This is a genomic window from Aeromonas sp. s9, assembly GCF_040907765.1.
Taxonomy (GTDB): domain Bacteria; phylum Pseudomonadota; class Gammaproteobacteria; order Enterobacterales; family Aeromonadaceae; genus Aeromonas; species Aeromonas caviae.
On the sequence record NZ_JBFOCK010000093.1, the window covers coordinates 41200 to 61301 of the forward strand.

The 20102-nt window shown below is 63.7% G+C and carries 16 protein-coding genes and 1 pseudogene; 9 read left to right on the top strand and 8 right to left on the bottom strand.

Features of this window, described 5'->3' with window-relative positions; genetic code table 11:
• Positions 1–18 precede the first annotated feature (18 nt).
• Positions 19–1701, top strand: a complete 1683-nt coding sequence (locus AB5Y54_RS18200; RefSeq protein WP_368154141.1) for a LamG-like jellyroll fold domain-containing protein — start codon at positions 19–21, stop codon at positions 1699–1701.
• Positions 1698–2012, top strand: coding sequence for a hypothetical protein (locus tag AB5Y54_RS18205; protein ID WP_319855284.1), 315 nt, complete (start codon positions 1698–1700; stop codon positions 2010–2012). Before AB5Y54_RS18200 ends, AB5Y54_RS18205 begins: the two co-directional genes overlap by 4 nt.
• 342 nt (positions 2013–2354) lie before the next feature.
• Here the strand turns inward: AB5Y54_RS18205 and AB5Y54_RS18210 are convergent, their stop codons facing one another.
• Complete coding sequence (locus tag AB5Y54_RS18210) at positions 2355–3050, bottom strand: metallophosphoesterase (RefSeq protein WP_119197706.1); 696 nt, start codon at positions 3048–3050, stop codon at positions 2355–2357.
• 229 nt (positions 3051–3279) lie between these two features.
• Between AB5Y54_RS18210 and mprF the strand changes: the two genes are divergently transcribed.
• Positions 3280–5835 carry a bifunctional lysylphosphatidylglycerol flippase/synthetase MprF gene (mprF, locus tag AB5Y54_RS18215; protein ID WP_368154142.1) on the top strand — a complete coding sequence of 852 codons (2556 nt, stop codon included), beginning with the start codon at positions 3280–3282 and terminating at the stop codon, positions 5833–5835.
• A 10-nt stretch (positions 5836–5845) separates the two neighbouring features.
• Positions 5846–6559, top strand: a complete 714-nt coding sequence (locus AB5Y54_RS18220) for an AcvB/VirJ family lysyl-phosphatidylglycerol hydrolase (protein WP_119197704.1) — start codon at positions 5846–5848, stop codon at positions 6557–6559.
• Positions 6560–6651: 92 nt separating this feature from the next.
• On the opposite strand, the gene AB5Y54_RS18225 is transcribed toward AB5Y54_RS18220, so the two are convergent.
• From AB5Y54_RS18225 to AB5Y54_RS18235, 3 genes are read right to left on the bottom strand one after another with little or no spacing between them, the layout of a single operon-like run.
• On the bottom strand, positions 6652–7422 hold the full coding sequence (locus AB5Y54_RS18225) for an ABC transporter substrate-binding protein (protein WP_119197703.1): 771 nt from the start codon (positions 7420–7422) through the stop codon (positions 6652–6654).
• 53 nt (positions 7423–7475) lie between these two features.
• Positions 7476–8291 carry a carbon-nitrogen hydrolase family protein gene (locus AB5Y54_RS18230; RefSeq protein ID WP_119197834.1) on the bottom strand — a complete coding sequence of 272 codons (816 nt, stop codon included), beginning with the start codon at positions 8289–8291 and terminating at the stop codon, positions 7476–7478.
• 8 nt (positions 8292–8299) lie between these two features.
• Complete coding sequence (locus AB5Y54_RS18235) at positions 8300–9451, bottom strand: methionine aminotransferase (protein WP_069784455.1); 1152 nt, start codon at positions 9449–9451, stop codon at positions 8300–8302.
• 115 nt (positions 9452–9566) lie between these two features.
• Between AB5Y54_RS18235 and AB5Y54_RS18240 the strand changes: the two genes are divergently transcribed.
• Positions 9567–10457 carry a LysR family transcriptional regulator gene (locus AB5Y54_RS18240; RefSeq protein ID WP_119197702.1) on the top strand — a complete coding sequence of 297 codons (891 nt, stop codon included), beginning with the start codon at positions 9567–9569 and terminating at the stop codon, positions 10455–10457.
• Between the two features lie 96 nt (positions 10458–10553).
• Here the strand turns inward: AB5Y54_RS18240 and araA are convergent, their stop codons facing one another.
• The 3 genes from araA to AB5Y54_RS18255 are packed head-to-tail and all read right to left on the bottom strand — an operon-like array spanning position 10554 to position 14439.
• Positions 10554–12053 (bottom strand): L-arabinose isomerase, encoded by a 1500-nt coding sequence (araA, locus tag AB5Y54_RS18245; protein ID WP_201972683.1) that lies wholly within the window; start codon positions 12051–12053, stop codon positions 10554–10556.
• A gap of 14 nt (positions 12054–12067) precedes the next feature.
• Positions 12068–12766 carry an L-ribulose-5-phosphate 4-epimerase gene (locus AB5Y54_RS18250; protein ID WP_119197700.1) on the bottom strand — a complete coding sequence of 233 codons (699 nt, stop codon included), beginning with the start codon at positions 12764–12766 and terminating at the stop codon, positions 12068–12070.
• A complete protein-coding gene (locus AB5Y54_RS18255; protein WP_368154147.1) occupies positions 12763–14439 on the bottom strand; it encodes a ribulokinase in 1677 nt (558 codons plus the stop codon). Before AB5Y54_RS18255 ends, AB5Y54_RS18250 begins: the two co-directional genes overlap by 4 nt.
• Before the next feature lie 360 nt (positions 14440–14799).
• Here AB5Y54_RS18255 and AB5Y54_RS18260 point away from each other — a divergent pair, with 360 nt between their 5' ends.
• The 4 genes from AB5Y54_RS18260 (at position 14800) to araC (ending at position 19453) form a co-directional block, all read left to right on the top strand.
• Complete coding sequence (locus AB5Y54_RS18260) at positions 14800–15777, top strand: arabinose ABC transporter substrate-binding protein (RefSeq protein WP_368154149.1); 978 nt, start codon at positions 14800–14802, stop codon at positions 15775–15777.
• A 72-nt stretch (positions 15778–15849) separates the two neighbouring features.
• Positions 15850–17349 (top strand): L-arabinose ABC transporter ATP-binding protein AraG, encoded by a 1500-nt coding sequence (gene araG, locus AB5Y54_RS18265; RefSeq protein ID WP_043163159.1) that lies wholly within the window; start codon positions 15850–15852, stop codon positions 17347–17349.
• A 48-nt stretch (positions 17350–17397) separates the two neighbouring features.
• Entirely contained in the window at positions 17398–18399 is a 1002-nt protein-coding gene (gene araH, locus AB5Y54_RS18270) for an L-arabinose ABC transporter permease AraH (RefSeq protein ID WP_141116485.1), read from the top strand.
• Between the two features lie 142 nt (positions 18400–18541).
• Complete coding sequence (araC, locus tag AB5Y54_RS18275; RefSeq protein WP_045790020.1) at positions 18542–19453, top strand: arabinose operon transcriptional regulator AraC; 912 nt, start codon at positions 18542–18544, stop codon at positions 19451–19453.
• A 49-nt stretch (positions 19454–19502) separates the two neighbouring features.
• Here araC and AB5Y54_RS18280 read toward each other — a convergent pair.
• Positions 19503–20102: pseudogene (locus tag AB5Y54_RS18280) on the bottom strand (ISL3-like element ISAeme19 family transposase); the annotation flags it as partial.

Consider the following 20102-nt stretch of genomic DNA (forward strand, 5'->3'; position numbering starts at 1 on the left):
TTTTGAAGGAACCTTGCAATGGCAGGACTTTGGCCGCGCACCGGCAACGTGACGGTGACGAATGGCAGCAAGATCGTCACCGGTTTTGGCACCAAATGGAAAACCGGCACCCTTCCCATTCAGAAGGGACACACCTTCTATGGCCCGGACAACTTCGCCTATGAAGTGGATACCGTGGTCAGCGATGAAAGCCTCACCCTGGTAGAAGCGTATCGAGGCGGCACCCTGGCTAACCAGGGCTACCGGATCGACATCACCCGCACCTCGACCATCAGCCAGTTTGCCGCCGACTTGGCATCCCTGGTCGCCAAATACCGCGCCTGGTTCGACGGCATGATGACCTGGCTGACCGGCTCGGGGGATGTCGCCATCCTCAACCCGGACACCGGCGCCAACGTCACCATCCCCAGTTGGAAGAAGGTGGCCAGCGAAGGAGAGGGGCAGACGGCCCGCGCCAAGGTCGAAGCCGACCGGGCAAAGACCGAAGCGGATCGCGCCTTCACCGAGGCTTACCGGGCAGCGGGGATCGTGGCTGCCGCCGCCCTGCCGCTGCCGGATGTGTGGGCGCCGCTCTCTGACAGCCTGCGCCTTATCACCGGTTATGGGCGTGATGTGGTTGTGGGGGCAGATGTGGTGGCGAGGATGGTGAATTTCAGCCGCAGCACCACCAAGACCTATTGGGGGAAGGATGGCCAGTTTAAGGTCGCGGCCTCCAACGAGCCAGCGTTTGAGCTGGAGGGGCTGTTGCTGGAGGGGCAGAGCCAGAATCTTGTTGTCTATTCAGAGGGAGCAACGTTTTTCACTGCAAACGCCAGCTTCCAGACGCTGACAAATAACGTGTCTGGTGTGCTGCCGATGACGGGTCAACGCATCTCGTTTGCGACCAATAATGGCGAGACCAATGCCAACCTAATTCAGACATCTCTCACGCTCACCGGTGGCCAGACGTATACCTACTCGACCCACCTTAAGGTGGAGACGGGAGATACCTCAGCGCCGGAAAACTGCATCGGTGTCTATGCGGCAAACGGTCTGAATATTGGCGCTCGCGCTGTGATACGTAAAACGGGAGACGGCATCTATCGGGTGTCCGTTCCGTTCACTGTCAACGGTACGGGAAGCCAGATGGTGTTTATCCGATTTAACCGGATAGGGGCTCCATCTGCCGTGTGGACTGCTGTCGTTGGTGGTGTGCAGTTAGAGAACCTGCCGTTCGCCAGCTCTTACATCCCGACCAATGGCGCAGCGGTGACTCGGGCTGCAGATGTGTGTTGGATACCGAATGCGCTCAACGTCACGCCTGACTATGGCGATATTACGATAGCGATGGAGGTACGCCGCAATCTGGCCATTCCGTCCAGCGTATTCCCTCGGGCAATTCACATCTCTGACCGTCAGTTTGTGGTCGCTGACAGTGCCAGGATCATGGCCAGAGGCGGCGGCCTCGAGCAGGTTAATATCAGCACAGCCGCCCCAGGTACAAGGGAACGAATTGCCGCAACAATCAAGGGGAACACAATCGCGTGCTTCCTTAACGGGACAAAAGCCACGCTGCCACAAACGCCGATATTTCCTGTGTCTAATGGGACTAGCTGCTTTATTGGCTCTCGCAATGGATTGGATGGGCTGTTTGGCCACGTTCGTAATGTGCGGATTTGGCAGCGCACTCTCTCTGACGAGCAAATCAAGGCGGCCGCATGACAGACTATATCGACCTCAACCTCAAGGCGGCCGATAAGGCCGCCATGACCAACGCCCTGCAGGCCGCTGGCTTCGTCAAAGACAGCGAAACCGGCACCCTCTATCACCCCACCGCCTCGCTGCAACTGCTGCCGCCGGGCATGGTGACCCGCCCCACCGGCACGGTGCAGACCGTCGATGGCATCGAGCTGGAGGTGCGTGAGCCCGTGCCCGGCTATCACGCCAACGTGCGCACCAGCGACGCCTCCCTAGCCGCCGCCCTGGCGCCGGTGACGGTCGTTGTTGAAACCCCGCAATATGTCTGGGCCTAAATTCTCGCAGAGCCTGAAATGTTCACAGTTAAACAAGGTACAAAAGATGGTACAGAATAAATTGGACTGGAAATTAAGGCATTAGATTCAGTTAATTATCGTGTGGTTACATAATCGTGGAAGTAGAACGTGGGCCCGCTGGCCGGGTGCGCTGATGTGCTCATGTTGCTCGAAAGGAGTATCCGATGACGGCGGCGCCTGGCGCCTGGGTGGGGGTGCCATGCACCGCAATTGCCTGCATGGTAAACCATCGCGCTGGCAGAGCGAAGTCCGGGGCGTTCGCCTGGCGCTTTAATGGGCAGTGGGCGTTGTCCGTGAGCCTGGTCATCCCATCGGTCCGGCTCAGGGCAGGGGAAAGTGAGGGGTCAGGGTATTGAGGTCCAGCAGGGTGAAGTCGCCGCCCTCCTCGGGATACCAGCCGCCGGTGTCGATGTAGTGGACGTTGCCAAGGCGCACCGGCTCCCTCACCGGGGTGTGGCCCACCACCAGGGCGGCGAGATCCGCGACCCCGCTCTCGTCCAGCCGTTCGATACGGCGCCTTGACCAGAGGCAGACGTTCTTGATGGCCCGAAGCCGTCCGCCGCTCACCCCGGCATCGAGTTGGTCCAGCAGCCCCTGCCAGGAGGAGAAGGGGCAATCGGCGTGAAGCAGCCCGACGGGGCCCTGGCTGGTCTGTACCTCGATGGCCAGGGGCAGGGCCCGGTAGCGGGCGGCGTACTCTGCCTGCTGATGGGGGGAAAGCCGTTCAAACCAGCCGCCGCCGTTTCGGACCCAGTTCTCCCGATCGCAACTCTCGTAACGGCAGACGTAGTCGTCGTGATTGCCGCAGACCGGGTGAAACCAGGGCCTGGCCAACCAGTGGATCACCTCGCTGCACTCGGGCCCGCGATCCGCCAGATCCCCGACGCTGAAGAGACGGTCCCGGGCGGGATCAAAATCCAGGGTGTCGAGGGCCTGCTGCAACAGGGCGAAGTGGCCGTGGATGTCGCCGACGGCCAGATCGCGCCCCTGGGCGTTTTGGGGGAAGCGTCTTATCAGGGGGGGTCATGGCGTCTCCTGCCTCTATCCCGGACGGGGATGTTTTGTCTGCCTGTACATAAGGTTACAGAAGAAAAGTGGCGAGCGGGCAGGGCCTGGTAAATCATGGGATTGCCCCCGTGAACGTGCGGCGTCACGCGCCGCCTCTGGGGGAGTCACTCCGGGAGGGCGCCTTGTCCGCCCGCTTTCGGAGCCTCTCTTTCTCCACGCTTTTTGACAGGAATCTTGAATGCGGCGTCAGCTGTTGATCTGGATAGGCCCCCTGTGCAGCCTGCTGCTGCTGGGGGCGGCCTTGACCGTCCTCTATCATTTGACCCACCTGTGGCACTGGCACGACATCCGCCAGGCCATCTGGTCACAACCCTTGCCGCAGTTGGGGGGCGCCCTGCTGCTCACCCTGCTCAGCTATGGCTGCCTCTGCTGCTACGATCTGCTGGCCCTGAAGGTGCTGGACAAAAGCCTGCCCTGGCAGCAGGTGGGGATGACCTCCTTCATCGCCTACACCTTCTCCAACACCCTGGGCTTTGCGCTGCTCACCGGCTCCTCGGTACGCTACCGGCTCTACTCCTCCCTGGGGCTTGGCACCGGGGAGGTGGCCAGGGTAATCCTCTTTTGCTCCATCACCTTCTTCCTCGGTCTGCTGGGCTGGGGGGGCAGTGCCCTGTTGCTGGGGCAGGGGGCGGCCCTGCTGGTGGACTGGCCCCGCTGGGCGACCGGGTTGTTGCAACTGGCGGGGGGCCTGGCCCTGCTGACGGTGCTGGCATATCTGGTGTGGCCGGGGGCTGCCCTGGTCTGGCGCGGACACCCGCTGTTCTTGCCGCGCATCAGATACCGCCTGCTGCAACTGCTCATCGCCCTGCTCGACTGGATGGCCGCCGCCGCCGTGCTCTATGTGCTGCTGCCATCGGGCAGCGTGCCCTATCCGGTGCTGCTCAGTGCCTTCGTGCTCTCCAGCCTGCTCGGGGTGCTGGCCCATGTGCCGGGGGGCATCGGGGTCTTCGAGGCGAGCATGAGCCTGCTGCTCACCCACTATCTGCCGGTGGACAAGCTGCTCGCCTCCCTGCTTATCTACCGCTGCGTCTACTACTTCCTGCCCTTCCTCTGTGCCCTGCTGCTGTTCGCAGGTCAGGAGCTGCTGCAACAGCGGTCCCGCCTGCACCGGCTGCAGGGGGGGATGATGGCGATCCGGGAGTTTGTGCCCGCCCTGGTGAGCATGGGTACCTTCGCGGCGGGTACCCTGCTGCTCTGCTCCGGGATGATCCCGACCATGAGGGGGCGCATCGAAGCCTTCCTGGAGGTGCTGCCCCTGCACTTGCTGGAGCTCTCCCATGTGCTCGGCAGCGTCAGCGGCGTGTTGCTGCTGTTGCTGGCCCACAGCCTCTACCGCCGTCATGACGGGGCATTCAGGATCACCCAGTGGCTGCTGGGGCTTGGCATGCTGTTCTCCCTGTTCAAGGGGTTTGACTGGGAGTCCGCCCTGCTGCTCGGGGGTTTCTTGCTCATCATCACCCCCTGCCGCCCTCTCTTTTATCGCAAGGGTTCCCTGCTTCACGCCCGGTTCACCCCTTCCTGGCTGATGTCGGTGGGGGCCGTGCTGCTGGGGGCCTTGTGGTTGCTGCTCTTCTCCTATCGCCATGTGGAGTACGACCCCTCCCTCTGGCTGCACGTCTCGGCCCACGGGCCCGGGGCCGCCTCCCGTGCCCTGCGCGCCATGGGGAGTGTCATCGGCGTGCTGGCGGTGGTCGGGGTGGCCCATCTGCTGGCTCCCTTGCGCCTCGCCGTCGGCAAGCCGGATGCCGAGGCGCTCTCCCGTGCCCATCGGCTGGTGATGCGGGCAGGGGGAGGCCACGGCTACCTGGCTCAGCTCGGGGACAAGTCCCTGCTGTTCCATCCAAGCGGCGAGGCCTTCCTCATGTACGGGGCCGAGGGCAGCAGCTGGATAGTGATGGGGGATCCCGTCGGCCAGCCCTCCCTCGTGGAGGAGCTGCTCTGGCAGTTTCGCGAGCGCTGTGACGAGCACGACGTCAGCCCGGTCTTCTACCAGGTGTCGGCCCGCTATCTCCCTGTCTATCTGGATCTCGGGCTCATCCCCTTCAAACTGGGGGAGGAGGCCATCGTGGATCTGCCGAGCTTCGATCTCGCCGGCAGTCGCCTGCGCAACCTGCGCCAGAGCCACGCCAAGGGCAAGCGGGAAGGGCTGCGCTTCGAGGTGGTGGTCCCCGGTGAGATTGCCCCCCTGCTGCCCGAGTTGAAGGGGATCTCCGACAGGTGGCTGCACAGCAAGCAGGGCAGGGAGAAGGGCTTCTCCGTGGGCAGTTTCTATCCCGCCTACCTCACCCTCAACCCGATGGCGCTGGTGCGGCGTGAGGGGCAGATCGTCGGGTTTGCCAACCTCTGGACCAGCGACAACAAGGAGAGCCTCTCCATCGATCTGATGCGCTACAGCCTGGAGACGGGGGCGGCGCCCGTCATGGATTTCCTGTTTGTCGAGCTCCTGCTGTGGGGCAAGCAGGAGGGGTATGCCAGCTTCAACCTGGGGATGGCCCCCATGTCGGGCTTCAACGACAACCCCCTCGGCGGTTACTGGGCCCGCCTTGGCAACACCCTGTTCACCCGGGGCAGCCGTTTCTACAACTTCCAGGGATTGCGGCGTTACAAGGAGAAGTTCGGCCCAAGGTGGGAGCCCCGCTACCTGCTCTGTACCGGTCATCTGGTGCTGCCCCGCACCCTGACCCACCTCGTCTCCCTCATCAGTCGCGGCCCCTTTGGGCTCATGAAAAAATAGGAGTTGGCCCATGAGAGCCATGTTGTTGCTGTTGATTTGCTGTCTCGCCTCCTCGTTCACCCTCCCAGCGGTGGCCGCCCAACCGGGCCGGGTCGGCGCGGATCTGGGGCTGGTGGAGTTGCCCGTGGCGCAAGCCTCGTCCGCCCCCATGGTGGTCTTCATGAGCGGGGATGGCGGCTGGGCGGCGCTGGACAAGGGACTCAGCGCCCAGTTGCAGGCCCACGGCATGCCGGTGGTGGGCTGGAGCTCGCTCTCCTATTACTGGAAGAAGAAGACGCCGGAGCAGGCGACGGCGGATCTGGTGCGCATCCTCACCGAGTACCAGTCCCGTTGGGGGCGCCAGCGCTGGTTGCTGGTGGGCTTCTCCTTTGGCGCCGAGATAGTGCCCTTCGTCATCAATCGTCTGCCGCCAGCCTATCGCGGCAGCCTGGCGGGGGCCGTGATGCTCTCCCCCTCGACGGCATCGGATTTCGAGATCCACGTCAGCGACATGGTGGTGCACGACAAGGGGGGCCGCTATCCCACCCTGCCGGAAGTGACACGCATCCAGAGTCTGCCGCTGCTCTGCGTGCAGGGAGCGGAGGACGACTCCCCGGTCAAACTCTGTCCGCGCTTGCAGCAGCCGAACGTGACGACGGTGACCCTGCCGGGCTCCCACCACTTCGACGACAACTACCAGACCCTGTATCAGGAGATTGCCGGGCACCTGGGCCTGGCCCAATAACGGCGAGAGGCCGGGAAAACGACACAGGGCGGCCAATGGCCGCCCTGTTGCCGTGGCCCCTTGCAACTGTCCAGGGGGCTGGCATGCCGGGATCAGAGCAGATCTTCGAGCTGGTACTTCTTGAGCAGGGTGTTGAAGGTGCCGTCGGCCTTGACGCTCTCGATGGCGGCATCGAAGCGGGCCTTGAGCTTGTCATCGTGTTTGCGAAGGGCCACCGCCACCCCTTCTCCCAGGATCTTGTCCTGGGTGCCGTTGAACTGGGGACCGACGAAGGCGAACTGCTTGCCCATCTCCTTGTCGAGGAAGCCCACCTTCAACTGCACCATGTTGCCGAAGGTGTAGTCGGCGCGGCCGGACTGCAGATCCAGCATGGGGGACTGGGCATTGACGTAGCGCTTGATCTTGGCCACCTCGCCATAGCGGGCGGTGACGAAGTTGTCCTGGGGGGTGCCCTCCTGCACCGCGATCACCTTGCCCTTGAAGTGGGCCGGATCGTCTGCAAAGTCGGCGGCCTTGTCGCTGCGCCCCACGAAGCGGTTCTGCATCATGTAGTAGACCTGGCTGAAGTCCACTTTCTGGCGCCGCTCGTCCGTGATGTTCATGGAGGACATGATGGCGTCGTACTTGCGCACCTGCAGGCCGGGCAGCAGGGCATCCCAGGGCTGGTTGATCACCTCGCACTCGGTCTTCATGGCAGCGCACAGGGCATAGGCCAGATCGACCTCGAAGCCGCCGAGCTTGCCGTTGCTGTCGACCATCTCGAAGGGGGGGTAGGTGGCATCGGTGGCGATCACCAGGGGTTTGGCGGCGGCCTGGCCGGCGGTGGCCAGGGCCATCAGCATCATCAGTGTGTTGAGTTTCATGGTCAGTCCCTTGAAGTGTGGTGTCATTCCTAGCGTGCTAAAGGGTGCCGGCCTCAAGGGCCGACGACTATCTTGCGATGGGTGAGGGCCGGCAACTGGCAGCGCACCGTGCGCTGTGCCGCCAGATCCAGGGTGGCGATGGCCATGCCCTGACCCTCCTCTACCTGGGCCAGTATCCGGCCCCAGGGATCGATGATCATGCTGTGGCCGAAGGTGCGCCGCCCACCGGGGTGGTGTCCCCCCTGGGCACTGGCAAACACGAAGGCCAGGTTCTCTACCGCCCGGGCCCGCAGCAGCAGCGCCCAGTGCGCGAGCCCGGTGGTGTGGGTGAAGGCCGCGGGCAGGGCGATGAAATCGGGGGCGGGCCCCAGGCGAAACAGCTCCGGGAAGCGCAGGTCGTAACAGATCCCGAGGCGCAGCACGCCCCAGGGCAGGGGATGGCTCACCACCTCCCGGCCCGGGGTCATGGTCGCGGCCTCGTCATACTGCTCCTGCCCGGTGCAAAAGCCAAACAGGTGCAGCTTGTCGTAGCGGCTTGCGAGCTGCCCTTGCGGGTCGATGAGCAGGCTGCTGTTGTGCATCTTGCCGGGTTCGTGGCTGGCAAGCGGCAATGTGCCGGCCAGGATCCAGACTCCGAGCTCCCGGGCCAGCCTCTGTACCCAGGCCAGCAGGGGGTGATCGCCAACGGGGGCGGCTAGGGCCACCCGCGCCCGCTCGTCAACCGGCATCAGGTAGAAGTATTCGGGCAGCAGGGCCAGCTCGGCCCCCTCGGCCGCGGCCTGACGCAGCAACGCCTCGGCCTGGGTCAGGTTGTGGTCAAGGTCATCCCCAGAGACCATCTGGAGGACGGCAACGCGCAGTGAATCCATGGTGCCCCCTAGACGCCGCACAGGCGCTCGGCGCCCGCCAGCAGGGTGTCGTCATCCTTGGAGAAGGAGAGGCGGATGACCCGCTGATCCGTGCCGTCGTGATAGAAGGCGGAGACCGGAATGGTGGCGACCCCGTGATCGCGGATGAGCCGCTGCACGAACAGGCTGTCCGGCTCGTCGCTAACCCGCTCGTAGCTCGCCAGCATGAAGAAGCTGCCCGCCGAGGGGAGCAGGGTCAGGCGCGAACCGGCCAGGGCCGAGGTCAGCAGGTCGCGCTTGCGCTGGTAGAAGGCTGCCAGCCCCTGATAGTGGGCCGGTTGCTGCAACAGGTGGGCGAAGCCGTACTGCATGGGGGTGTCGGCGGCGAACATGGCGAACTGGTGCACCTTGCGGATCTCCTCCATCAGGGGACGGGGAGCCACGCAGTAGCCCACCCGCCAGCCGGTGACGTGGAAGGTCTTGCCGAAGGAGAAGACGGCAACGGAGCGCTCCACCAGCTCCGGATAGCGGATCACGCTCTGGTGCAGGGCACCGTCGAACACCACGTGCTCGTACACCTCGTCCGAGAGGATCAGGATGTCGGTACCGCGCACCAGGCGGGCGAGGCGCTCCTGATCCCCTGCCTGCCAGACGGTGCCGGTGGGGTTGTGGGGGGTGTTGAGCACTATCATGCGGGTGCGGGGGGTGATGCGGGCGGCTACCTCGTCCCAGGGAATGGCGAAATCCGGCGCCTTGAGGGCGATCACCACAGGGGTGGCTCCCTGCAACTGGATCATGGGGCGGTAGCTGTCAAACGCCGGCTCGAACATGATCACCTCGTCGCCGGGGTGAACCAGGGCGGTGATGGCGCAGAACAGGGCTTCGCTGGCGCTGGCGGTGATGGTGATCTCCTCGCCCGCGTCATAGTGATGGCCGTAGCTGGCTGCAATCTTGGTCGCCAGTTGTTCGCGCAGGGCAGGCAGCCCCGTCATGGGGGCGTACTGGTTTTCACCGGCCAGCATGGCCTCGTGGGTCACCCGGATGAGCTCGGGATCGCAGGGGAAGCTCGGCGCCCCCTGGGAGAGGTTGATGCTGGGGTGGCGAGCGGCTAGATCCCCGATCACGGTGAAGATAGTGGTGCCCACCTGGGGCAGTTTGCTGGAAACCTGGGGGATGGACATGGGGCCGTCACCTGCGTGTGTGAAAGAGGTCCCTTTTTAGCCCCCCCAAGGCTTGCCGGACAACGGATTATTCGGCATGGTATGCATGAGTTTTTCTCAAGCATGGAGGCTTGTCATGTTGTCCACCCAGCCGCGTACTCAGTTGCCTCTCTATGGCCTGCAGGTCTTCGAGTGTTCTGCCCGCCATCTGAGTTTCACCCTGGCCGCCGACGAGCTGTGCGTGAGCCAGGGGGCGGTGAGCAAGCAGATCGCCCAGTTGGAGGCGCGCCTGGGCCACCTTCTGTTCGTGCGCGGCACCCGTTGCCTCACCTTGACCCCGGCCGCCGAGCGGCTGCTGCCTTTCGTTCGTGAAGGGCTGGCCCGCATGGGGGAGGGGCTCAGCGCCTTGCAGGCCCTGCCCCACGAGCAGGCGATCAGCATCAAGGTGCCCTCCTGCGCCAGCCGCTGGCTGCTGCGGCGGTTGCAGGCGTTCGAGGGGGAGGCGGTGGAGGTGCGTGGCAGCCACAGCCACGGCATCGACTTCTCCCGGGAGCCCTTCGATCTCGCCATCGTCTACCAGCCCTGCCTGGGGCGTTATCCCCACAGCCAGCCCCTGTTTCGGGAACGGCTGACCCCGGTCTGCGCCCCGGCGTTTGCTGCCAAGCATCGTCTGTTCGAGCGCGACCTGAACGAGCTGCCCCTGCTGCCCCTCATCCATGCCAGCGCCGATAGGCGGGACTGGCGCAACTGGTTTGCCGCCTTCCTCGACATCCCCTGGCAGCCCCAGGGCGGCCAGCTGTTCGATACCCTGGACTTGGCGATGAATGCCGCCTTGCAGGGGTTTGGCCTCTCTCTCGGGGATCCCACCATAGTGGCCGAGGAGCTGGAGAGCGGCGCCCTGGTCGCACCCTTCGCCCCCGTGCTGGAGACGGATCACGAATACGCTCTGCTCGCCCGGCCCGACAGCCAGCGCCACGGGGTGCAGCGGGTCTGTCACTGGCTGCTGGAGGGGGAGCGTCATCCCTGAGGGGACGCGAAATGAAACAGCCCCGCGGGCGGGGCTGTTGTCAGGCGAATACCATATCCATACAGTCATGGTGATGGCCGCTGGCCGATTAAAGGGTCACTGGCAGATCTTGTAGTAGACCTCGTTCCAGCGCAGTTGCTCCTTGAGCGCGGGGATGCGGGTATGCTCGTCGATGACCACAAACTCGATGCCCAGGATGTCGGCGAAGGTGCGCAGCTGCTCGATGTCCACCGCCTGGGTGAACACCGAGTGGTGGGCGGCGCCCGCCAGGATCCAGGCCTCGGCGCTGGTCTGCAGGTCCGGCAGGGGTTTCCACAGGGCGCTCGCCACCGGGAGTTTCGGCATGGCCTCTGGCAGGTCCACCACCTCCAGCTGATTGACCACCAGGCGGAAGCGGTTGCCGAGATCGATGAGGCTGGCGTTGACCGCCTTGCCGGCGGGGGCAGCGAACAGCAGGCGGGCCGGATCGGCCTTCTTGCCTATGCCTAAGTGCTGGGCGTCCAGCACGGGTTTGCCTGCGGCGATGGAGGGGCAGACCTCCAGCATGTGGGCTCCCAGCACCAGGTTGTTGCCCGCCTCCAGATGGTAGGTGTAGTCCTCCATGAAGGAGGCGCCCCCCGCAAGGCCTGCACCCATCACTTTCAGGGTGCGCAAGAGGGCCGCGGTCTTCCAGTCCCCTTCTGCCCCAAAACCGAAGCCTTGATCCATCAGGCGCTGGCAGGCGAGGCCCGGCAGCTGGTGCAGACCATAGAGATCTTCGAAGGTGGTGGTAAAAGCGCCAAAGCCGCCGTCGGTGAGGAACTTCTTCATCCCCAGCTCCTGGCGCGCCGCCTCATACAGGGAGGCACGAAGCCCCCCACCCGCCTGCACCGCCTCGGTCAGGGTGTAGGTCGCCTCATATTCGGCCAGCAGCGCCTCGATGTCGCTCTCGGGCACGGCATCGATCACCTTGACCAGATCGCCGACCGGGTGGTAGTTCACCTGATAGCCGAACTGGATCTGGGCCTCAATCTTGTCGCCCTCGGTGACCGCCACGTTGCGCATGTTGTCGCCAAAACGGGCGATCTTGAGGTGGCGGCTGTCGTGGATGGCGGCGGCGATGCGCATCCAGTTGCCAATCTTCTGTCTGGCCTCTTCATCCTGCCAGTGACCCACCACCACGGTGCGGGGCAGCCGCAGGCGGGCCCCCATGAAGCCGAATTCGCGTCCGCCGTGGGCGGTCTGGTTCAGGTTCATGAAGTCCATGTCGATCTCGCTCCAGGGGAGATCCCGGTTGAACTGGGTGTGGAACTGCAACAGGGGCTTTTGCAACTGGCTCAGCGCCGGGATCCACATCTTGGCGGGGGAGAAGGTGTGCATCCACACCATGAGCCCGGCGCAGCGCTCGTCGTGGTTGGCATCCCGGGCCACCGCGCTGATTTCATCCAGGGTGGTACCGGTGGGTTTGAGCACTATCTTGAGGGGCAGGTTCGCCCCCTCGTTGAGCTGGCTGGCGATGGTGTGGGCGTGATCGGCCACCTGCTTCAATGTGGTGGCGCCATACAGGTGCTGGCTGCCGACCAGGAACCACACTTCCAGCTGTTTCATCAATTCCATGAGTTTGTCCTCTTTTAGGCTTTTGTCTGGCCGTAATAGGCGTGTTTGCCATGCTTGCGCTGGTAGTGCTTTTCCAGCAGGTAATCGGGCAGGGGGCGGGCCCCCGGGTTGATCTGGCCGGTGAGCCAGGCCATGCGGGCCACCTCTTCCAGCACCACGGCGTTGTGCACTGCGTCCTCGGCGCTCTTGCCCCAGCTGAAGGGGCCGTGGTTGGCCACCAGCACCCCCGGCATGGTGAGGATGGGGGTCTGCTTGAGGGTTTCGACGATGAGATGACCGGTCAGCCCCTCGTACTCCTCCTCCACTTCACCCGGGGTGAGCAGGCGCGAGCAGGGGATCTCGCCGTGGAAGTAGTCGGCCTGGGTGGTGCCGAAAATGGGGATGGGGCGCCCCGCCTGGGCCCAGGCGGTGGCATGGGTGGAGTGGGTGTGCACCACGCCGCCAAGCTCCGGATAGGCGCGATAGAGCACCAGGTGGGTGGCGGTGTCGGAGGAGGGGCGCAAGGCGCCCTCCACCTGCTTGCCCGCCAGATCCAGCACCACCATGTCCTCGACCCGCATCCGCTCGTAGCTGACGCCGCTTGGCTTTATCACCACCAGATTGCGCTCTCGGTCGATGCCGCTCACGTTGCCCCAGGTGAAGGTCACCAGGCCATGGCGCGGCAGATCCAGATTGGCGGCGAGCACCTGCTCCTTGAGGGTCTTGAGGTTCATGCCGGCACCCCCCGGTTGTAGAGGGGTTCGGCGGCGGCGCCCCAGGCGAGGTAGCGCTGGTAGAGGCGTTCATACTCGGCGACTCGCTCGGGGTGTGGCTGGTGGGTGCGCTCCACGGCGCTCGCCATGTGGTGCTGGGCCTTGGCCACATCGGGATGGATCCCGGCCGCCACGGCGGCAAAGATGGCCGCCCCCAGGGCGCAGCACTGATCCGAGGCCACCACCTGGATGGGCCTGTTCATCACGTCGGCGCAGGTCTGCATCACGGTGGCGGACTTGCGGGCGATGCCGCCAAGGGCGATCACCTGCTCCACCGGCACCTGCTGACTGGTCATGCACTCCATGATGCTGCGGGCACCGAAGGCGGTGGAGGCCACCAGGGCGCCGAACAAGTCGGGGGCATCGGTACCGAGGTTGATCCCCGTGAGGGTGCCCTGCAGACGCTGGTTGGCATAGGGGGTGCGCCGGCCGTTGAACCAGTCGAGCACCACCGGTAGGTGCGCCAGGTCGCGCTGCTGATCCCAGGCGGCGGCGAGGCTGGGTAACAGGGCCTGCTTGTGGCGCTCGATGGCGGTGCGAAGCTCCGGATACTGGGCGGCGAGGCTGTCAAGGGGCCAGCCGAGCTGGCGCTGATACCAGGCATAGATGTCACCGAACGCGGACTGTCCCGCCTCCAGCCCCACCATGCCCGGCACCACGCTGCCGTCCACCTGGCCGCAGATCCCGGCAATGGCCCGATCACCGATGGTGGCCTCGTCGGCGATCAGGATGTCGCAGGTGGAGGTGCCGATCACCTTCACCAGTGCATTGTTGCCGGCCCCGGCTCCCACCGCCCCCATGTGGCAGTCAAAGGCGCCGCCGGCGATCACCACTTCGCAGGAGAGGTGGAGCCGCTCCGCCCACTCCGGGGTCAGGGTGCCGACCGGGAGATCGGCGGTCCAGCTGTCGGTAAAGAGGGGGAAGTCGAGATCCTCCGTCAGCAGGGGACCCAGGGCATTGAGGAAGTCGGCGGGGGGCAGGCCGCCCCAGCTCGGGTGCCAGAGGGACTTGTGGCCGGCGGCACAGCGCCCGCGCTTGAGGGTGGCCGGGGCCTGGGTGCCGCTCAGGACGGCGGGGACCCAGTCACACAGCTCGACCCAGTTGCAGGCGGCGGCGCGCACGGCGGCATCGGCTCGGGAGACGTGCAGGATCTTGGCCCAGAACCACTCGGAGGAGTAAATGCCGCCGATGTAGCGGCTGTAGTCGGGGAACTGGCCGCCGTGGCACAGGGCGGTGATGGCCTCCGCCTCCTCGATGGCGGTGTGATCCTTCCACAGCACGAACATGGCATTGGGGTTGTCGGCAAACTCCGGACGCAGGGCCAGCACGCGCCCCTCTCTGTCGATGGGGGCGGGGGTGGATCCGGTGCTGTCCACCCCGATGCCGCGCACGGCGGTACGCTGACTCGGCGTGAGCTGGCTCACCACCGCCACCACTGCCTGCTCCATGGACTCCAGATAGTCGAGGGGGTGGTGGCGGAACTGGTTGTTGACCGGTTGGCAGTAGTGGCCTGCCTGCCAGCGCGGGTAATAGACGACATGGGTCGCCAGCTCGGCGCCGTCCTGGCAGCGCACGGCGAGTGCCCTGACCGAGTCGCTGCCGAAATCGAGTCCGATGACGATGTGCTCAGACATAAGTGCTCCTGACCATCAATGAGGGGTGACTGGGGGGAACCATAGGAGATGGGCAGGAGGGGCGGTTAGCCATTGGCTGCTGGAAATATGGATTTTAACGCTGTCAGTGCGACAGGGTGATGGCTCTCTAAAATTCAATATGTGACGAAATTGCTAATTATATAGACGAAATGGCTGCAATCTCATGGCGTGATCCTGCTCTCCATTTTTAATTGTGAAAACGATTACAAATTGGTTCGCTCAACCAGCAACAACAATAACATCCTGTTTAAGCATGTTTTTATATGGCTGCGACTTGATTGACTCAACGAGCAGCACTGCGTGGATACATGGATTGATAGAACCGTTGGAGACATTCGCATGAACAAAATCGTTAAAGGCATGATCGCGATGGGGTTCGCCCTTGGTATGGCAAATTCTGCTTTCTCGGCCGAGGCGCTGAAGCTGGGCTACCTGGTCAAGCAGCCGGAGGAGCCCTGGTTCCAGACCGAATGGAACTTCGCCGACAAGGCGGGCAAGGATCTCGGCTTCGAGGTGATCAAGATCGCCGTCCCCGATGGCGAGAAGACCCTCAATGCCATCGACAGCCTGGCTGCCAACGGCGCCAAGGGCTTCGTCATCTGCACTCCGGATCCCAAGCTCGGGGCCGCCATCATGGCCAAGGCCAACAGCATGGATCTGAAGGTCATCACGGTGGACGACCAGTTCGTCAACGCCAAGGGCCAGCCCATGGAGCAGGTGCCGCTGGTGATGATGGCCGCCACCAAGATTGGTGAACGCCAGGGCCAGGAGCTCTACAAGGAGATGCAAAAACGCCAGTGGGACGTGAAGGCGACCGGGGTGCTCGCCATCACCGCCGACGAGCTCGACACAGCCCGTCGCCGGGTCGAGGGCTCCTTGAGCGCGCTCAAGGCCGCCGGTTTCCCCGAGGCGCAGATCTACCGCTCGCCGACCAAGGCCAACGACATTCCGGGGGCGCTGGATGCCGCCAACTCCATGCTGGTGCAGCACCCCGAGGTGAAGAACTGGCTCATCGTCGGCATGAATGACAACACGGTGCTCGGCGGCGTGCGCGCCACCGAAGGGCAGGGCTTCAAAGCCGAGAACGTCATCGGCATCAATGGGGTGGATGCGGTGAACGAGCTCTCCAAGTCCAGCGCCACCGGCTTCCTCGGCTCCCTGCTGCCAAGCCCGGACGTGCACGGCTACAAGAGCATCCAGATGCTCCATGACTGGGTGGTTAACGGCGCCGAGCCGGCCAAGTTCACCGAGGTGACCGATGTAGTGCTCATCACCCGCGACAACTTCAAGGTCGAGCTGCAGAAGAAAGGTCTGTGATTGACGCCATCTAAACCCTGACACCGAGACCGGCATGGCGCAGTGCGCCATGCCGGTCGGCTGGAGTGAAACATGAATCAGTCAGTTCCTTATCTGGAGTTTTGCGGCATCAGCAAGGAGTTTCCCGGCGTCAAGGCGCTGAAGAATGTCTCCTTCTGCTGCCAGCAGGGCACGGTGCACGCGCTGATGGGGGAAAACGGCGCGGGCAAGTCCACCCTGCTCAAGATCCTGAGCGGCTTTCAATCGCCCACCACCGGGGTGGTGAAGCTGGCCGGTCAGGAGCGGGTCTTTCAAAGCACGGTCGATGCGCTGGAGAGCGGGATCGCCATCATCTATCAGGAGTTGCACCTGGTACCCGAGATGACGGTGGCCGAGAACATCTATCTCGGTCAGCTGCCGACCCGGCGCGGGGTCATCGATCGGGAGAAGCTCTATCAGGATGCGGCCAGGCAGCTGGCGCGCCTCGGCATGGACGTCTCCCCCGAGACGCCGCTCAAGTACCTGTCGCTGGGGCAGTGGCAGATGGTGGAGATCGCCAAGGCGCTGACCCGGGATGCCAGCGTCATCGCCTTCGACGAGCCGACCAGCAGCCTGTCGTCGCGCGAGATTGAGCAGCTGTTTCGGGTCATCCGCCAGCTGCGTGACGAGGGCAAGGTCATTCTCTATGTCTCCCACCGGATGGACGAGATCTTCGCCCTGTGCGACGCCATCACGGTGTTCAAGGATGGCCAGTTCGTGCGCACCTTCGCCTCCATGGCCGAGGTGGACCGGGATCTGCTGGTCAAGACCATGGTGGGGCGCGAGCTGACCGACATCTATGGCTACAGCCCAAGGCCGCTCGGCGAGGCGGGCCTCAAGGTAGATAACCTGATGGGGCCTGGGCTCAAGGCGCCGGTATCCTTCGAGGTCAAACGCGGGGAGATCCTCGGCATCTTCGGGCTGGTGGGGGCCGGGCGCAGCGAGCTGATGAAGCTCATCTTCGGCGCCGACAAGATGCACAGCGGTGAAATAGCGGTATTTGGCAAGCCGGTGGTCATCGGCAGCCCCATCGACGCCATTCGCAGCGGCATCATGCTCTGCACCGAAGACAGGAAGGCCCTCGGCATCATCCCCATTCACTCGGTGCAGGAGAACATCAACATCAGTGCCCGCCGTCACCACGCGTGGGGGGGCTTCTGGATCAACCAGCAGTGGGAGGACGAGAACGCGAGACTGCGGATCCGCGACATGCGGGTCAAGACCCCGTCTCCCCAGCAGGCCATCATGAACCTCTCCGGCGGCAACCAGCAGAAGGCCATTCTGGGGCGCTGGCTCTCCGAGGACATGAAGGTCATCTTGCTCGACGAGCCGACCCGCGGCATTGACGTCGGGGCAAAGAACGAGATTTACAACGTGATTTACGATCTGGCCAAGGTGGGCATCGCCGTGGTGGTGGTATCCAGCGAGCTGCCGGAAGTGCTGGGCATCGCGGACCGGATCATGGTCATGCGGGAGGGGGAGATCGCCGGCGAGCTTTCCCACGATGAGGCCAACGAGGTCAAGGCGCTCAATCTGGCCATGCCGGCCCGTTGATCTGCTGACCGCAACGAGATAGCACCCGGAATTTTCAGGAGAAATACCATGACAACTACTACCTCAGTCGGCCAGGCCGCCAGCACCGTGGCGGCCAGCGGCTCCCGCCTGCAACTGGCCCGCGTCTGGGATCAATACGGCATGCTGGTGATCTTCGCCATCCTGTTCCTGCTGGCCTGCGTGCTGGTACCCAACTTCGCCAGCCTGATCAACATGCGCGGGCTCGGGCTCGCCGTCTCCATGTCGGGCATGGTGGCGTGCGGTATGCTGTTCTGCCTCGCCTCCGGCGAGTTCGACATGTCGGTCGGTTCCGTGGTGGCCTGCTCCGGCGTCGCCTGCGCGGTCGGCATCAACGCCACCGAGAGCATCACGGTCGGCATCCTGGTAGGCATGTCGGTGGGGGTGCTGTTTGGCCTCATCAACGGCATCGTCGTGGCCAAGTTCAAGATCAACGCCCTCATCACCACCCTCGCCACCATGCAGATGGCGCGCGGGGTGGGCTACATCATCTCCGACGGCAAGGCGGTGGGCATCGTCGAGGAGCGTTTCTTCGAGCTCGGCAACTCCGCTCTGCTCGGCATCCCGACCCCGGTCTGGCTGACCGCCGTCTGCTTCGTGCTGTTCGGCCTGCTGCTCAACAAGACCACCTTCGGTCGTAACACCCTGGCCATGGGGGGCAATGAGGAGGCGGCGCGTCTGGCCGGGGTCAACGTGGTGCGCACCAAGATCATCATCTTCACCATGACCGGGCTGATTGCCTCCATCGCTGGCATCATACTCGCCTCGCGCATGACCTCGGGCCAGCCGATGACCTCCATCGGCTTCGAGCTGGTGGTGATCTCCGCTTGTGTGCTGGGAGGTGTATCCATGAAGGGGGGGATCGGTAAGATCTCCTACATCATCGCCGGGGTGCTGATCCTGGGGCTGATGGAGAACGCCATGAACCTGCTCAACATCTCCCCGTTTGCCCAGTACGTGGTGCGTGGCCTCATCCTGCTCGCCGCCGTGCTGTTCGACCGCTACAAGCAGGTACGCAAGGCGCGCATCTGATCCCTGTCCAACCGATGCAGGCCCGCGTGCGGGCCTGCAGAGGGTTACCCCATGGCTTACGACACATCCCGTTGTGAGCCAGTTCACCAATTTCACACGGCGCCACGCGCCGGATAGCGCGTTCCCAAGGTGAGTCTTTACAATGGCCCAAGCCGATTTTTTTACCCAAGCGCTGTTTTCCGCCATGTCCTCGATGCAAAAAGAGAAGCCGAAACAACTCAACCCCCTGCTGCCGGGCTACGCCTTCGATGTCTTCCTGGTCTCGGGCATGACCCCCATCGAGCAGGGGAGTGCGCTCGACTTCATCATCGACCGGCCCCAGGGGATGAAGGGCTTCATCGTCAATCTGACCATCAGGGGCAAGGGGCAGATCTTTCAAGGGGAGCAGGCCTTCACCGTGGAGCCCGGTGACCTGCTGTTGTTCCCGCCGGCGGCGGTGCACCATTACGGCCGGGCGCCGGATGCGCAAGCGTGGTACCACCGCTGGGTCTATTTCCGGCCGCGGGCCTACTGGGCCGACTGGCTCAAGTGGCCGCAGGTGACGGAGCGGGTGGGGCGCCTGCAACTGGCGGACGCCGCCTTGCTCGCCGAGTTCGATGCCCTCTTCCTCGACATCGAGGAGACCCACCAGCAGTTGCGGCCCATGTCGGAGCAGCTGGCCATGAACCTGCTGGAGCGGCTGCTCATTCGCTGCTACGAAGCCTCCTCCCTGGATGCCTATCCCGCCATCGACCACCGGGTTCACCAGGCGTGCCAGATCTTAAGCGAGTCGCTCTGCGCCGAAATCTCGGTGGAGGCGCTGGCGGAGCAGGTGTTCTTGTCCCCCTCGCGCCTCGCCCATCTGTTTCGCGAGCAGGTGGGGGTGAGCATAGTGCGCTGGCGCGAGGATCAGCGCATCATGCGGGCCAAGTTGCTGCTGCAGACCACGCCGCTGTCGGTGGCCACCATCGGCCAGCAGGTGGGCTATGACGATCAGCTCTACTTCTCGCGGGTGTTTCGAAAGCGGGTAGGAGTCAGCCCCACCGAATACCGCAAGTGCGCCACCCCGCTGTGAGCAGAGCCCAGAGATGACAAAGCCCTCATGACGAGGGCTTTTGTTAGGTTCATCGCGGCTTTCCGGGGAAGGCCGCCTTGATTTTCAGAAAAAAGTATTCTGAGTCCCTAAATCCATATGCCATGCGCTTTATCACTTTGATCTTGTTGTTCACCCCTTCCAGCACACTCGTGTGCATCGGGTAGTTTGCACTCGCCAGGATCCCCCGCATATATTTCGATAAATTTCGACCAAATCGTTGCAGCGGCGCTAGCCCGCTTTCCTTCACCTGCCGCATCCAGCTCCGCCATCGTCGCCATCCTTCCCACACGCTCGGCGCATACCAGATGCCCTTCAACGCCTCTTTCAGCACGTACACCATCGCCAGCGGTTGATTCGCCGCCAACAGCTCCTGCAACTTCACATCCTGTTTTTCACTCAGCTTCGTCCGATTACGTAGCAGCAACCAACGCGCACTTTTGACCACTTTTCGCGCCGGTTTATCGCTTTTCAGTGCATTCGCCTGCTCCACTCGCACCCGGTCCACCACCTCTCGGCCATAGCGAGCCACCACGTGGAACAGGTCGTAGACCACCTCCGCCTGCGGGCAGTGTTGCTTCACCTCCAGGTCGAACGCCGTGTTCATGTCCATCGCCACCGCCTCAATCTG